This window comes from Cellvibrio sp., from assembly GCF_053579595.1.
The window spans coordinates 1-14826 of sequence record NZ_JBRFPI010000068.1 but is presented as its reverse complement, the minus strand read 5'-3'; the positions used below and the strand labels follow the sequence as shown (position 1 = coordinate 14826).

The following is a 14826-nucleotide window of genomic DNA, read 5'->3' as shown; positions in this document are numbered from 1 at the left end:
AGGAGCCTTTGTGGATATTACGCCGATTGTCAAAGCTACTTATGCCGCCTTGTTGTTTATCCCCTGATCCGCCTTCGCAGAATCTTCTTTGATATGTTTGTACGCGTAAACCCCCACGTAAGTAATCATGATGCAAGCCAATGCAACTATCACTAGACCATAAAGAACGATTGAATCGATATACATAGACACCTCCACAGACTGACACTATCAGTCTATAAAAGAGTGCGGCGGCTAAAATTGATTCAAATCAACATGGGGCTAATCATCAAGCTCGAATGTAAAACGATTCTTTACTCCGTGAGTGGCTTTGGGAACACCATTTTCAATAGAGGGGATATAGACAAATTTTTGTGCAGCACTAATTGCCCCCTCTTCAAAATAACCTTGCGGTTCCGCGCTCACTACTTTGATGTTGGTGGTAGTACCGGAATCTGTAACATCGTACTGAACCAATACAATTCCCTCTTGTTTCTCATCCAGAGCCTTGTAAGGATATTTCGGTGGAGTTTTAATTACCGGCATAGCTTCTGTCGCAATAGCATGTGCACTTGATGATTCCACCCAAACCTGATTTGACTTATAGAAAGCAAGCCTTTCTTGCGCCTTCTCAGCGGCAACACCAAACAAATCTTTTAAAGCATCAGTTTGGGTTTTTATGCCTAGATCAAACTCACCATTAGCGGCGTAAGCAGCTGCAAGTACTTCACGGTTAGCAGGAGTGTTTTGTTTCTTTAAGACTGCTCGGATGATTTTTATCGCACGCTTTGGTTTAAGCAGTTCATTATCATCCACAACAGATAGAAGCCAAGCTAAACGTACTCCCGCAGCCAAATGCCCTGATTCATAAGCCTTATTGTAAAAATAAATCGCCCGGTCGTAGTTTCGAGCAACAGAGTTGCCGCTCTCATACAGTGTTGCAAGTGCATAACTCCGTGCTCCAAACTCATCATTTTCGTAGAGCAAATTGACTAACCGTTCAACCATTGTATAGATATTGTTCTTTTTATATTTAATTCGATCTTCCGGTAAAGGAAAAGCTATTCTCAACTCCTTCCTGACCTTTTCCATTGACCAGTTCTTTTTGAGCTGATTATAAAACTGCTTATGACCATCAGCATTTTTTGAAACATACAGAATAAATGACTCATCATCTTCAGGATAAATTTTTACTACTGCATCACTTGAACCCTCTGCCTCTTGCGAAGACAGCTCAATATCTTTTACCTCTGCCAGTGGTAATGACTGGTGTTGCAGTTCACCCTCTTCTTCCCAATACGAAAAAACACTGGTATTGGTAAAGCCATTACCATCTTTACGTATATCAAGGAGTGCCGAGCTGTAAAAGCGTTGAATGGTTTCACCTTCCTCAATTACGCCATTACGCTGCATAAATTTGACGTGATATGACCACAACTGCTTTCCATCTATCACTTTTGTATTGGCCAAAAAACCGGATTCCATACCTATGTAAAGCAACATGAAGGGCAAAAAAAACAAAATGACTAGCAAGTGCCTCCACCGAAAACGTGAGTTATATAAATATATACTGGCATCTTCTTGCGGAATTTTGTTGATTTGGATAACTAAGGGGAGGACCAACAAGATACACACCAAAATAGCGGCAACATCGTAAATAGCTGGGGCCTTATTCGCTGCAATATTGGCAACAAAAAATAGTAATGCCAGTGCAGCTGCCAAACCTAATGAAGCCGGCAAATAGCGTCGGTTTTTTACCTGCTCATTCGAGATCAAAGCTTGATAGAATGGGTAGTACCAAAATGGGGAAAAAAATGCACGTGCAAAAGGCAAAATTGAACTATTATCGTGACGCTTCACATAAATCCAATTGCGCCAGAACCAATAAGATAGATAAATCCCAAAGGTGAACACAGACAACACAATAAATTTCAAAATGCTTACCGGAAAAAAGACGGCCGCCAGATTATACTCTCGCCTTTTTTTATCCCGATACCAACCAATAAACGCCAGCACCAGCAACAATAAGAAAACAATAAATAGTAACCAGTACAAATAATCTTCGTAGTGCAAATTGTTTGCCTGTGTAACTGCCGGCTGGTAAACATTGTAACCAATGTCATCCATAACTTTTTTTCTTGCACTAGCATACTCATTGATTTTTTCTGCTGGAACATGATCCTTCTTAGTTTCATATTTATAGATTAAATTCAGGACATTTTTTTCTGGATCAAAATTAATATCGCTAGAGTAATGAAAAAACTCATTGTCCTCGACAACAGTCTCTTGCTCAAACCCCCAGTCGCCCCCTACTTTTACCTGGATTTTTTGAGTGATCGAATCTGGGTAGCGAAGCGCAAAAGGTGAATTGCGATGCAGCTCATCGGGTTTAAGCACATTGGTTTCAATAATACTTGCATACACGCTGACATACTTTTTATTCAGGTTTGATTCGCTAGTCTGCCAAATATTGGCAATGGAATAGGCTTCTCGCACTTGAAAACGACTTTCACCTGGGTAATCTTTGTATTCAACCGGTGCAGATGAACTTATAGTTGAATAGTAGCCTTTATAAAAATTAAGATATTGATCGCTAGTTGAACGAAGATTGGTTTCAGCTGCTTTATTTCGCTGGGTTTCAGCCTGGAGTCCTTTGTAATTTGTGGTGATACGATATGACGCAGGTTTATCAAACGCACCCGAAAGATCCAACTCCTCTTCAATGATCTGTGCTGATATTCGCTTGTGAGTCATTTTCGTCAACGAAGCCGAACCTGGAGCAACTACCAAGGCATAGCCATAATCTGGCTGATAAATATCGGCAAGTCTGGATTGTTGATGCTGTCTGGTAGGATCTAGCCAATAATTTTTACCATCCAACTCCACTTTGGTTATGACATGATTAAATGCTGTCGCCGCGGGCAAGCGGTGGATTATCTCTTGTTTATCATCGGTATCAACTAAAGCAGGATAGGCCACAACTCCCATCTGCCTAAGCAAGGAAATAAACAATACCGTTTTATCTTTACAATCGCCGTAGCGCCGCTGCCACGTCTCCCCAGCTTTTGATGGTTTGTGAGAATTTACACCAGTTTCAATACCTAGATAACGAACTTGTGATTGGACTGCATCCAATGCTGCCTCAATTTGATCTTCCTTGGTGCTGTGTTTGCGCTGGATATCTGCCACTAACTGATCAATTGCACCATCACTTTCAATTGCGGAATCGTAGAGTGCCTGAGCCCAGACAACAACATCTGCCCAGTGCGCAACATCTGAAATCTCCACTCTTCCATAAGGGTTATACCAATCAGGGGTCTGATTGTTGGTTTGCAAAGGCTCAGTGTTTGCGGTCTGATAAATAAATTCTTTTGCGCCATCCAATTGCTTGATAACCGGCTTCAGGGCCGAATTGTTAGCTTTAACATAAAGTTCATTTTCGCGCTCCCAAAACAGCCTAAAATATAACTGGCGCAAGGAAACTGTCCACTGTGTGTAAAACCGATAGTAGAATGCCCCTGCGTGTATAGGATTATCACCAGTGATGGAATAACTATATTCAACTACATCACCAACGCGCAGGTCGCTGATAATAATGTTGGCGGTCAAACTGCCATCGTAGAGGGAGTTTTCCAACTCTTGCTCACGTTGGAGAACCGAGTATTTTATTTTGGGCAACGCATTAAAAAGTTTGCCATCGCGATGGATCAACAGAGAATGAAATATGAAAGTTTGATAAGTTGGATCGTAATTAATGTTAACTTGCGAGGATTCCTGCAAACCGGACTGGTTAACAATTTTCTTCGCGTAATGTGTGTAAAAAACATTCTTTCCCTGGCGAGGAACACGCAACTGCTCATCCACCAAGAGGTAATAAACACCACTGTTAATTTTATCCTGAGGTATCGCGTCGACATGAGGGAGAGCTTGGGGGATGATCCATGACGCATGAGGAGCTACTTGAAGCTGATCTTTTTTTTGCTCAATCGCAAAACCTTCGCAACTCAACAAAACCACAAACAGAAAAGCAAATTTTATACGCATTCTCAATACATCCATTTATCTTAACTGACAGATCGCAACTGAACTCACTGTGTCTGCAATTCTTTTATTATCGGATCCAACACTCTAGTCCATACATTCTGATTCACATCACCAATATGCTTGTAACGAATCACACCCTGTTTATCTATCACATAGGTTTCCGGTGCACCAAACACACCGAGATTTAACCCTAAACGACCTTCTTCATCTACCACGCTAAACACATAAGGGTTATGCAATTCCGCCAGCCAGCGCTGCGCATCTGCAGCATTATCTTTGTAATTAATACCGTAGATAAGAATACCCTGCGCTTTCAGCGTATTAAGGAATTCATGTTCTTGCCGGCAAGTAGTACACCAGGTTGCCCAAACATTTAACAAGCTGACTTTGCCTTTTAGCATATCCTGATTTGCACTGACCAACCCTTGCGGATTTTCCGGCGCTGGCAGTACCGGCAAATCAAATGCAGGAACGGGTTTATTTAGCAGAGCAGATGGCATCTCGTTAGGGTCTAACGAGAGTCCTCGCCAAAACAAAACACCCAGCAATACAAAAATGGCTAAGGGAATAAATAAAAATAAACGTTGTTTATTCATTGGCTAACTTTCCCACTGGAACTTCTACTGCTGGTGATTCTTGCTTAATAGTTTTGCGATAACGTTTATCAGCAACGGCCAGTACAGCGCCAAAGCCCATCATTAATGCTCCCAACCAAATCCAACGCACAAAAGGTTTGAGGTGTACTCGCATCGCCCAAGCGGTTTCGGTTAAGGGTTCGCCCATGGCGACGTAAAGGTCGCGGAACAAACTCACGTCCAAAGCGACTTCTGTCATAGTACTGCCACTGGCGAGATAGCGACGTTTTTGCGGTTTCATCTCGCGCAAAAATTTGCCGTCCTTCATTACAGTGATCAGGGCTTCTTCGGCGGTGTAATTGGGGCCATCAATATGGGTAAGCTTGTTGAGAATAAAATCGTATTCAACAACAGTGACTTTTTGCCCTACTTCCATACGAATATCGCGCTGCTCAGTGTAGATACTCGTCAATCCAACACCCACAGTAGTCGCCGCGATACCAGCATGTGCAACCACCATGGCAAAGTAACTTAAACTCAGTTTTTTAAGGCCAGCAAAAAACGAATCACTGTTGCGCAAGCGATAAAACAAGTCCGCAAGCAATGCGGTAACTATCCAACTGGCGATAAAGACAGTCAGCGCGGCGAAGATTTCATATTTGTCGCGATAGATGAGCGGGAACACCAATCCAATCGCCAAGCTGATTGCCCAAGGCTTCCACAAGAGTTTTACTAGCTGCATACCTGAGGTACGCTTCCAATTTGAGAGAGGGCCAAACGCCATTAGCAAACACAACAAGCCCATCAGCGGCAAAAAGAACAAATTAAAATAAGGTGGGCCGACTGAAATTTTTCCAAGGCTAAGCGCATCAGCAACCAAGGGATAAAGCGTACCGAGCAATACCATAATCATAATAATGGTGAGCAAGATATTGTTGGCCAGCAAAAACGTCTCACGCGATAACAAATTAAAACCGGCGGAGCCTTTTACGACAGGAGCGCGCAATGCAAAAAGTGTTAGCGAACCACCCACCACCACCAGAAAGAAACCGAGAATAAATACACCGCGCTCAGGATCATTAGCAAAAGCGTGAACAGAAGTGAGCACACCGGAGCGAACTAAAAATGTTCCCAGCAAACTTAACGAAAACGTAAAGATCGCGAGCAGGATTGTCCAACTTTTAAATAAGCTGCGCTTTTCTGTCACTGCAAGTGAATGGATTAATGCAGTGCCGATCAGCCAAGGTAAGAAGGATGCGTTTTCTACCGGGTCCCAGAACCACCAGCCACCCCAGCCCAATTCGTAATACGCCCACCAGCTTCCCAGTGCGATACCAACGGATAAAAAGCCCCATGCCATAGTTGCCCATGGGCGCGACCAGCGTGCCCATGCACTATCCAAACGCCCCGTTAAGAGCGCAGCAATCGCAAAGGCAAACACCACGCTAAAGCCTACATAACCCATATATAAAACGGGCGGATGAATAATCAGACCTATATCTTGCAAGAGCGGATTTAAATCACTGCCATCTTGCGGTGGAATAGGAAGAATGCGATCAAAAGGATTAGAGGTAAACAAAATAAACGATAGGAATCCAACAGCCACAAAACCCATCACCGCCAACACTCGCGCTTGCATATCCAGCGGAAGTGAGCGGCTGAATATGGCAACGGCAAAAGTCCAACCGGCGAGCATTAGAATCCACAGTAGCAATGAGCCTTCATGGCCGCCCCAGACCGCACTGATTTTGTAGTAGTAAGGCAAGAGTGAATTGGAATTGGAGGCAACATATTTGACGGAAAAATCATCGTGTAAAAATGAATAAACCAGACAACAAAATGCAAAGGAGACAAAGATAAAAAAACCAGTCGCAAGTGAGCGGCCGGATTGCATCAACACATTGCTACCGTAATGCGCGCCCACTAACGGCAATACAAATAGCGCTGCACTTAAGCACAAGGACAATATCAGGGCAAATTGCCCCATCTCCGGTGCTAGCTGAACAAAATCAAGCGCCATATTTCAAGCCCTCGCAGGTTTTTTGATGTTCACCTTTATCTTTCATTGCTTCGGCAACTTCAGGAGGCGTGTAATTTTCATCGTGTTTAGCGAGTACTTCACTGGCATTTATCTCGCCCGACTCAGTCACTATGCCATTGATCACCGCGGCCTCACCTTCAGCAAATAAATCCGGCAATATACCGTTGAAATTCACTTTGACATCGGCAATGCCGTCGGTAATTAAGAAGCGAATTTCCAGTGAATCGCTCGCGCGCTGCACGCTGCCCGGCTTGACGCAACCACCCGCGCGGATACGGGTATTGTGCGGCACATCGCCCGCCGCAATTTTACTGGGCGGATAAAATAAATTGATATTTTCACGCAAGGCGTAGGCCATTAGACCTACAGCAACACTGGAGAAAACCACAATAAAAATAACAATCATCAAACGTTGTTTGCGAAGCGGGTGCATAGGTGTCGCGCTCTATTCAGCTAATACGGAAAGTTATTTATTCAGTTGATTCGCCAGCGTTGTTAGTCGCTTGCGCCAACTTTTGTTGTTTTATCTGTTGTTTTATAAATGCTTTTTTTTGCAATAATGGGCTGACCAATAAAAAAATCAGCACAGCGAAGGTGATTGCATAAGACGCCCACACGTACGGGCCGTGGCCATTCATGGCGATAAAATCGGCAATTGATTCAAATTGGAATTTCATTATCACGCCCTCTTATTTGTCGTGCTAATTAAATCATTGACCCACTGGGTGCGATTTTCACGGCGTAGGATTTCAACACGCGTATTGAGTAACAACACCAGGGCATAAAATACGTAAAAACCAATCACCATTGTTAACAGCGGATACAGCATCGATGGATCAATACTGGATTTGCTAGTGAATTTAATCGTTGCAGGTTGATGGAGCGTATTCCACCAATCGACTGATTTGTAAATGATCGGGATATTCACCATGCCGACCAACGCCAATACAGCACTGGCTTTATCGGCGGTATCGCGGTGTGTAAATGCTTGTTGCAGAGCGATCATGCCGAGATAGAGGAAAAATAAAATCAGCATAGACGTAATGCGCGCATCCCATTCCCACCAGGTTCCCCAAGTGGGCTTGCCCCAAATTGAGCCGGTAACCAGAGATACAAACGTCAACAACGCACCAATCGGTGCGGCAGATTTCATCACCATAAACGGCAACTTCATTTTCCAGATAAGACCAACTGCACCGGAAATCGCCATGATGTAATACCCCGCCAAGGCTAAAAACGCGGCGGGAACATGGATATAAATAATGCGGTAACTATTGCCCTGCTTAAAATCGGCCGGTGCAAATGCCAACCCCCACACGGCAGCAGTCACAATAAGCGCGATGCTGAGAATGGCCAACCAAGGCAGCCAGGGAGTTGTTTTTTCATAAAACCAACGGGGAGAACCTAACCGGTGAAACCATTGCCATGCCATAGTTGTGAGACCTTATCGCTGAAGCTGTTAGCTGATCGTTATTATTAGTTAACCATTTGTACTGATACGCAGGGCGCCCAGTGCTGCAATTGGAGCAAGCACTATCGCCAATGCGAGAAATGCACCCAACACTGCGAGTTGCATGCCAATTGCACCGCCCTGCACTGCAGTCTGTACTGCACTCGCACCAAAAATCAGTACGGGAATATACAGGGGCATCACAATCAGGGACAACAACAAACCACCCTTGCGTAGTGAAACTGTTAAAGCAGCACCCACCGCGCCAATCAGGCTCATCGATGCAGTACCTAAAGCCAATGACGCCAACAGTGGCAGATAACCTTCGATTGGCAAACTCAACATTAAACCCAACACAGGTGCCAATAAGGTTACAGGCAACCCTGATACCAACCAATGCACCAACACTTTTGCCATCACCGTAAAATACAGTGCCTGTGGGCTAATCAACATCTGCTCCAGGGAACCATCGTCGTAATCGCTGCGAAATAACCCATCGAGCGACAAGAGTGTGGCCAGGAGCGCCATCACCCAGACAATTCCCGGTGCGAGCAGCGCCAATACCGTTTTTTCCGGGCTGACCCCCAACGGAATCAGGGTTACTGCAATCAGGAAAAATACCAGCGGATTGGTCAACTCCGCTTTGTGTCGCGCAGCAATCAATAAGTCGCGACGAAAGCTGGCGATAAATCCACCCAATAGACTCGCTGCAGGGGAATTATCACGCATGATATGCATCCCCGTCGCTCAGACTACCAAGTCCAATTTTAGTTTTATCGCGAGCGGGCTGATAATCCTGCAGATTCACCATGCGCAGCTGAGGGAGACTTAAATCCTGATGGGAGGTAAGGATCACCACCCCACCCTTGGCTGACTGTTGGGCGATAAGCGACTCCAACTGGCTGACGCCCAATTTGTCGATAGCGGTAAAAGGCTCATCGAGAATCCAGATACGCGCACGACTTAAATGCAACCTGGCCAAGGCAACCCGGCGCAGCTGCCCTGCCGATAGCTGGTAGCAGGGCGTATCCTCATAACCATAAAGACCGACCGCTGCCAAAGCATCACCGATAGAAATAGCAGCGCCACTTTGGGCTTTATACCACTCCAGGTTTTCAGCAGGTGTTAAAGCCTTTTTTATACCCGGTAAATGACCGAGATAAAGACTATCGCCAGCAAACTCCCAAGCTGCTTCTGGCAAGGCTTGGCCAGCGTAGCGAATTTGGCCGTGAAAATCCGTGCTGATACCCGCAAGGGCGCGCAATAAAGTAGTTTTCCCCGCGCCGTTGGGGCCGCCGATTTGCACCACATCACCGGGAAATAGTTGCACATCCAACCCAGAAAATAGCAATCGCTCATCCCGCTCACAGCCAAGATTACGCAGTTCAAGCAGCGGAATTGCCGCCTCAGTTACCGATTCGGTCATGCTTATTATTTGCCTTGGCGTGTATGGTAGCTACAGGAAACGTCTTATGAGCCGCTATACTCTGCAAATCGACCCAGCAAAACGGCTTTTCGAGGCCGTCGATTATAGCGATCTGCGCATCGGCATAGCACCCCAATTTACGTTTTTGATCACATTAATATCTATTCGAGATAAGCCATGGAGCTGAGTTCCATCACCGACAAGCTGGTACAAAACGTCCAGCGCGCGCAGATCGAACAAATAATGTCGATTACCAAAGTGCTCGGCTTAAAAGTAGGCAGCCAATTCCTGGCAGATGTCCAAAAAGTAACCCAGGCAACACCGGAAGAGCGCGCTCAACTGGTTAAATACATTGAAGCCAATCTAGCGCAACTCAATAAAAATTCCGCCGCTCCTGCAATCAAAGCATTGATCAGTGAATTAGAAACACAAAAAAATATTGCGCAAACTCCAGGCGTTAAACTTGTCACTCTCGCGGTGAATACCCAAGCGGCTGTCATCCCAAGTATTCCAGCTACAACAACTCCGCCGGTACCAATAGCGACAACACTGCTCACTTACACCAACCAACCTCTGCAAATTGGCCAAACGTTATTGATGCAATTAAGTGAAGGGCAAAAACTGCAATTATTGCAACCTTTGACCAAAACAGAAATTGCCACTTTCAATACACTTTTGCAAACCGGGAATTTGCCAACCACAATAACGCCCAACACCACACAAGCCAACACAAATCCAGTAAATACAAATAACCTTAACCATTCACAATTAGCTACTAGCAACCTATTGAATAATGGGGTCATCACCAAAGAAAATGTCTCTGCAGTGCTTGAGCAAAACAAACTTGCAGCAATTAAAACGACTGACGCGATTGGCGAAACCCTGCGACGCTTGTTGCCGCAAAAAGATAAAGGACAAGATTTGCTAGCGAGCCTGCCAAAAATTACCCAGTTCATTCAACAGCTACCACTTGCAGAGCGAAAAGAGTGGCTCTCAAGCCAAGTGCAGCAATCACTTAAAACCCTGGCTAACCATATTCGTTTATCAGATCAGCTCACCAACCCCAAATTAGTGGAGATGACGCTAAAAAATAACGGCCAGAGTTTCGAACACAAATTAGCGCAACTCGTTACTGGCAAACAAAGTAGTGAGCCAGTATCAACATTGTCTACTGGCGCCCTATTAGCGCAAAAAAATTCACCACCCGCATCGACTACTCTAGTTAATCCGGCATCCACTGCGAAGCCTGGCTTATTAACAATCACTACGCCACCCAGCTCCAACAATAAAACCACAATATCCACGCAAAACCCTGTTGAAAAAATAGCAACCCAGGATTTAAAAGGTGCATTGCTAGGATTATTACACCAGTTGGATACCGAACTGGAAACCACAAAACCTGCATTACCCGGATCCCCCCTGGCAACAGAAATAAACAAAAATGTATTGGCAATCGCCCTGCCGCAATTTTTAGGTATGCTCGCCCACAGACAACAAGGTGAGCTAAGCCAAAAACAATTGCGCACGCAATTGGTCATGCTGATGCACCAATACACCTTGGGCAGCATCGCAAAAATCCAACTGCAACAAGTGCACACACTGAATCATCAATTAGGCCAAGCCGATCAAGCACAGACAACACAATCATGGCAATTTGAAATCCCGGTGCGCCAAGGGCAAGACGTGCACCCATTGCACATCCAAATGGAACAGCAATGGGTTGAAGAACAAAATGAAAATGCGGAAAAAAACAGTACGCGGGTGCGCCAATGGAATGTGATGCTCAGTTTTGATTTGCCTTTAATCGGTCAGTTTTATGCGCAGCTCACATTACTCGGCGATAATCTTTCAGCAAAATTTTTGGCAGAAAATGAAAACACATTACAAGAAGCAAAAAATAAAATTGACGGGTTAAAAACACAATTAGAGCGCGAAGGTATTCAGGTTGCACAAATGCAATGTGTACCTGGCCTGCCGCCCAAACCCAAAATGTCATTTAGCTATTCGCTGGTGGATGTAAAAACCTGAGGTATTACATTATGGCTTCACAATACTCACCGCAAGAACTGCAAAAAGCCGTCGCACTTTATTACGATGGAAAAAACGCTCCCCATGTCAGTGCCAAAGGTACTGGCGAAGTTGCCGAACAAATTATCGCTATTGCTCAGGAACATGGGGTTCCCCTGTGCGACAACTCCGCACTTGTTGATTTGTTGGTAACACTGGAGCTGGGCGATGAAATCCCCGAAGCCCTGTATATCGCCGTTGCCTACATCATTGCCTTTGCCTACCAACTTGAAGGCAAAATCCCCGATGCCTGGCAGAACCACTAATCCATTCATGATTAACCCCTCCGCGATTAATCGTCCTTTCTTCGGCACACAACACACAATTTTTACAAAAAACACACAAAGCGTTCGATTTCCACCCTTCCCAAGCCCCCACTATGATGCGATTATGACGTCACTTTTTTGACATCCTCCATACCCATTGCGCCGCACACTAATGAATCACTTTATCACCAGCGAACAACTCAAAACGCAACTGGGCAAGGTTGTGATCTTCGATTGCCGTTTTAACTTAATAAATAAAACCCTCGGCAGAGAACAATATCGCGCAGGGCATATTCCCGGCGCCTACTTTCTGGATCTGGAAAAAGATCTCTCCAGTGAAACCGGTACCCACGGCGGCCGCCACCCCTTACCCGATACAGAAACGCTCAGTAAAAAATTGCGCTCTGCCGGCGTCAACCAACATTCCCTGATTGTGGTTTACGATGATTCACGTATGGGCTATGCCGCTCGTGCGTGGTGGCTGTTACGCTATTTCGGGCATTCGCAGGTATTGATTCTCGATGGTGGTTTTACTGGCTGGATTAGCGCTGGTGGTGCAATAGATAGACGTGAACCCACTATCAAAAATGGTAATTTTAAAGCGAGCTTACAAGAAGACTGGATCGTAAACCGCGACGATATTTTACTAGCAGGCTCAAGCTTCACGCTGATCGACTCGCGCGAAACCAAACGCTACCTCGGTGAGGAAGAGCCTATAGATCCGGTGGCAGGCCACATTCCCGGTGCGCTCAATTATTTTTGGCAGGATGCTACGACTGAGCAGGGTTTTATTCAATCGGATGAAGTACAGCGTAAACGTTGGGCGGATTTAACCGGGCGCGATAATCTGGTGGTGTATTGCGGCTCTGGTGTAACCGCTTGCGTAAATCTGTTGTCACTGGAGATGAGCGGAGTAAAAGCAAAACTCTATCCAGGGAGCTGGAGCGATTGGTGCTCCTATTTACCCAAATAGTGCTGCCCATTACCAAAACAAGACGATATAAAAAAGGCGAGCAACGTTGAGATTGCTCGCCTTTTTTTATTCAGTCAATTCAAACTAGTTCGTGTACTCATACTCAATTCGCACATCCTGTGGGCCACCACTATCATCATCGATATTGGAGCGACCATGAAAACGCATAAGGTATTTTCCGTTTGGATCGTAGGCGAGATTAATAGGGTCAGCAAACAGTGAAACAAATTTTTGTGCGGGCGCTATGCGGAAATAAATCCAATCACGCCCAAAGTTTGCATCATATACCGGCGATTCAGGTCCCTTGATCTTACGCACCTCTAATTGCAGGCTGCTCAAACGGCTGGGCATTGCAAAATCAAATTTCAACCGCTTGCCGGCAACCAACTTATCCCAATTGAGTTGGATATACGCATCAAAACCCGCGTCAATCACCATGCGTGCATTATCGTAAATCACTTTTTCATTTTGTGCGCTGTTCATGCCATGGGTAAGTACCAAACGGGCACCTTGAAACTGAGCCGAGACATATTCGTTGTCCCGTGTGTCTTCGTAATTAAAACTGGGTTGATAGGGTTCGCCCTGATACACCAGTGTTTTTGAAGCAAAAGTGTTGCCCTCTGGCGTTACATAATCCACTCGCACCGATTGATTTTCATCAATGCCGGTATAGAGCTCGCGATAAATAAGCTGGTTATTTTCAAGATTGTAGGCACTGCCTGCAACGACATAATTGTCTTGCGCTAACACAGTTGTTGTAGAAAATCCCGCAAGAGCGGAGAACAGGCTGCAAGCCAAAACACTACGAAGATAATCTGGTCGTTTTACGCTGGACATAAGATAAGACCCTCAAGCTAAGAAAACGATGCAGTGGCAGTACTACCAGCCACAGGATCGCTATTATAGGTAAAACGTGAACCAAGGGGCTAGACCATTCCGCCGAAGATAAACTAACGCCCGCAAGATAGCTCAAGGGCGCAGCAATAGCTCCCAATAAAGCAGACCACAGGGGACGCGAATAGATCCATACCAGAGAGTGATTAAGGGTGATGCCCAACAGTGCCCACAAGCAAACTAACCATAGCGGCGGCAGATAAGCAGATTCAGCAAACTGGATTTGGCCGCTGTGCAAAAGCAGCGAATCGTGAAGCAAACCAAGGGCTATAGACATAAGTACAGCAATGGCATCCTCGCGACGCTGCTGCACATGAATAAAATGGAAAATGATGGCTGTAAGCGTAAATACCCCTGCCCAAAAATTGCCGCACAAAATACAAACGAACCAACCAACCTGAAACAATACGGCATTGGTGATGGTAAAAGCCAATGCCCTATTTATCATTGGAAATATCCATTGCGGTATTGTGGTTTCGCTAACACCACTTGTGCTGTGCCTATACTACGCTCGATAAAACCACCCTCGCAGTAACAGAGATAAAACTCCCACATACGGATAAACCGATCATCAAAGCCCTGCGCACGCACCGCCTCTAACTTTGCATTAAACGCCTCGCGCCAGTGTTTCAATGTCTGTGCGTAATGCTCACCAATATCTTCGATGTGCAAAATATTCAGATCGGTTTTGCGTTTTGCAAAATCGCTGATAACTGCAATAGAGGGCAGCGAACCACCGGGGAAAATATAGCGTTGAATAAAATCCACCGTCTTGCGCGCCATGTCATAACGCTGATCAGCAATGGTAATTGCCTGCAACAACATGAGCCCATTAGGTGCTAACAAACGCGAACAAGTAGAAAAGTACTGATCGTAATGTTCGTGCCCTACCGCTTCAATCATTTCAATAGAAACGAGTTTACTGAACTGGCCGCGTAGATCGCGGTAATCATCAAATAGTACCGTGATGCGATCACTTAAACCCGCATCGGCCACTCTAGCCAAAGCATATTCACGCTGCTCGAGAGAAATAGTGGTAGTAGTAACACGACACCCATAGTGTTGCGCCGCATAAATTGCCATGCCGCCCCAACCTGTTCCTATCTCAAAC

At 45.3% G+C, this 14826-nt stretch carries 15 protein-coding genes; 3 read left to right on the top strand and 12 right to left on the bottom strand.

Going from position 1 to position 14826, the window contains the following annotated elements:
• Nucleotides 1-39: 39 nt before the first annotated feature.
• The 9 genes from ACWA6V_RS06430 to ccmA form a co-directional block, all read right to left on the bottom strand.
• The gene (locus tag ACWA6V_RS06430; protein WP_449521703.1) at nt 40-186 is read right to left on the bottom strand and encodes a hypothetical protein; all 147 of its coding nucleotides are present in this window, start codon (nt 184-186) and stop codon (nt 40-42) included.
• A gap of 75 nt (nt 187-261) precedes the next feature.
• On the bottom strand, nt 262-4023 hold the full coding sequence (locus tag ACWA6V_RS06425; RefSeq protein ID WP_449521702.1) for a TonB family protein: 3762 nt from the start codon (nt 4021-4023) through the stop codon (nt 262-264).
• Nucleotides 4024-4067: 44 nt separating this feature from the next.
• A complete protein-coding gene (locus ACWA6V_RS06420) occupies nt 4068-4619 on the bottom strand; it encodes a DsbE family thiol:disulfide interchange protein (protein ID WP_449521701.1) in 552 nt (183 codons plus the stop codon).
• Nucleotides 4612-6618 carry a heme lyase CcmF/NrfE family subunit gene (locus ACWA6V_RS06415; RefSeq protein WP_449521700.1) on the bottom strand — a complete coding sequence of 669 codons (2007 nt, stop codon included), beginning with the start codon at nt 6616-6618 and terminating at the stop codon, nt 4612-4614. The genes ACWA6V_RS06420 and ACWA6V_RS06415 overlap by 8 nt, the downstream gene beginning before the upstream one ends.
• Nucleotides 6608-7072 (bottom strand): cytochrome c maturation protein CcmE, encoded by a 465-nt coding sequence (ccmE, locus tag ACWA6V_RS06410; RefSeq protein WP_449521699.1) that lies wholly within the window; start codon nt 7070-7072, stop codon nt 6608-6610. Before ccmE ends, ACWA6V_RS06415 begins: the two co-directional genes overlap by 11 nt.
• Nucleotides 7073-7109: 37 nt before the next feature.
• Complete coding sequence (ccmD, locus tag ACWA6V_RS06405; protein WP_449521698.1) at nt 7110-7316, bottom strand: heme exporter protein CcmD; 207 nt, start codon at nt 7314-7316, stop codon at nt 7110-7112.
• 2 nt (nt 7317-7318) lie between these two features.
• Nucleotides 7319-8071, bottom strand: coding sequence for a heme ABC transporter permease (locus tag ACWA6V_RS06400; protein WP_449521697.1), 753 nt, complete (start codon nt 8069-8071; stop codon nt 7319-7321).
• A gap of 48 nt (nt 8072-8119) precedes the next feature.
• The gene (gene ccmB / locus ACWA6V_RS06395; protein ID WP_449521696.1) at nt 8120-8818 is read right to left on the bottom strand and encodes a heme exporter protein CcmB; all 699 of its coding nucleotides are present in this window, start codon (nt 8816-8818) and stop codon (nt 8120-8122) included.
• Nucleotides 8811-9515 (bottom strand): cytochrome c biogenesis heme-transporting ATPase CcmA, encoded by a 705-nt coding sequence (gene ccmA / locus ACWA6V_RS06390; RefSeq protein WP_449521695.1) that lies wholly within the window; start codon nt 9513-9515, stop codon nt 8811-8813. Before ccmA ends, ccmB begins: the two co-directional genes overlap by 8 nt.
• A gap of 177 nt (nt 9516-9692) precedes the next feature.
• Between ccmA and fliK the strand changes: the two genes are divergently transcribed.
• From fliK to ACWA6V_RS06375, 3 genes are all read left to right on the top strand, one after another.
• Nucleotides 9693-11543 carry a flagellar hook-length control protein FliK gene (gene fliK, locus ACWA6V_RS06385; protein WP_449521694.1) on the top strand — a complete coding sequence of 617 codons (1851 nt, stop codon included), beginning with the start codon at nt 9693-9695 and terminating at the stop codon, nt 11541-11543.
• Between the two features lie 11 nt (nt 11544-11554).
• Nucleotides 11555-11848: an EscU/YscU/HrcU family type III secretion system export apparatus switch protein gene (locus ACWA6V_RS06380; RefSeq protein WP_449521693.1), complete on the top strand. Its 294-nt coding sequence runs from the start codon at nt 11555-11557 to the stop codon at nt 11846-11848.
• 172 nt (nt 11849-12020) lie between these two features.
• The gene (locus ACWA6V_RS06375; protein WP_449521692.1) at nt 12021-12821 is read left to right on the top strand and encodes a sulfurtransferase; all 801 of its coding nucleotides are present in this window, start codon (nt 12021-12023) and stop codon (nt 12819-12821) included.
• A gap of 84 nt (nt 12822-12905) precedes the next feature.
• On the opposite strand, the gene ACWA6V_RS06370 is transcribed toward ACWA6V_RS06375, so the two are convergent.
• The 3 genes from ACWA6V_RS06370 to ACWA6V_RS06360 all read right to left on the bottom strand — a co-directional run.
• Nucleotides 12906-13658 carry a hypothetical protein gene (locus tag ACWA6V_RS06370; protein WP_449521691.1) on the bottom strand — a complete coding sequence of 251 codons (753 nt, stop codon included), beginning with the start codon at nt 13656-13658 and terminating at the stop codon, nt 12906-12908.
• Complete coding sequence (locus ACWA6V_RS06365; protein ID WP_449521690.1) at nt 13624-14163, bottom strand: DUF2878 domain-containing protein; 540 nt, start codon at nt 14161-14163, stop codon at nt 13624-13626. The genes ACWA6V_RS06370 and ACWA6V_RS06365 overlap by 35 nt, the downstream gene beginning before the upstream one ends.
• Nucleotides 14160-14826 (bottom strand): class I SAM-dependent methyltransferase (locus ACWA6V_RS06360; protein ID WP_449521689.1); only part of this gene is annotated, 667 nt, incomplete at its 5' end. The genes ACWA6V_RS06365 and ACWA6V_RS06360, both read right to left, overlap by 4 nt.

Bases quoted from the DNA above. Each gene is read 5' to 3' on its own strand.
- ACWA6V_RS06430 (WP_449521703.1), bottom strand. From the start codon at position 186: ATGTATATCGATTCAATCGTTCTTTATGGTCTAGTGATAGTTGCATTG.
- ACWA6V_RS06425 (WP_449521702.1), bottom strand. From the start codon at position 4,023: ATGCGTATAAAATTTGCTTTTCTGTTTGTGGTTTTGTTGAGTTGCGAA.
- ACWA6V_RS06420 (WP_449521701.1), bottom strand. From the start codon at position 4,619: ATGAATAAACAACGTTTATTTTTATTTATTCCCTTAGCCATTTTTGTA.
- ACWA6V_RS06415 (WP_449521700.1), bottom strand. From the start codon at position 6,618: ATGGCGCTTGATTTTGTTCAGCTAGCACCGGAGATGGGGCAATTTGCC.
- ccmE (WP_449521699.1), bottom strand. From the start codon at position 7,072: ATGCACCCGCTTCGCAAACAACGTTTGATGATTGTTATTTTTATTGTG.
- ccmD (WP_449521698.1), bottom strand. From the start codon at position 7,316: ATGAAATTCCAATTTGAATCAATTGCCGATTTTATCGCCATGAATGGC.
- ACWA6V_RS06400 (WP_449521697.1), bottom strand. From the start codon at position 8,071: ATGGCATGGCAATGGTTTCACCGGTTAGGTTCTCCCCGTTGGTTTTAT.
- ccmB (WP_449521696.1), bottom strand. From the start codon at position 8,818: ATGCGTGATAATTCCCCTGCAGCGAGTCTATTGGGTGGATTTATCGCC.
- ccmA (WP_449521695.1), bottom strand. From the start codon at position 9,515: ATGACCGAATCGGTAACTGAGGCGGCAATTCCGCTGCTTGAACTGCGT.
- fliK (WP_449521694.1), top strand. From the start codon at position 9,693: ATGGAGCTGAGTTCCATCACCGACAAGCTGGTACAAAACGTCCAGCGC.
- ACWA6V_RS06380 (WP_449521693.1), top strand. From the start codon at position 11,555: ATGGCTTCACAATACTCACCGCAAGAACTGCAAAAAGCCGTCGCACTT.
- ACWA6V_RS06375 (WP_449521692.1), top strand. From the start codon at position 12,021: ATGAATCACTTTATCACCAGCGAACAACTCAAAACGCAACTGGGCAAG.
- ACWA6V_RS06370 (WP_449521691.1), bottom strand. From the start codon at position 13,658: ATGTCCAGCGTAAAACGACCAGATTATCTTCGTAGTGTTTTGGCTTGC.
- ACWA6V_RS06365 (WP_449521690.1), bottom strand. From the start codon at position 14,163: ATGATAAATAGGGCATTGGCTTTTACCATCACCAATGCCGTATTGTTT.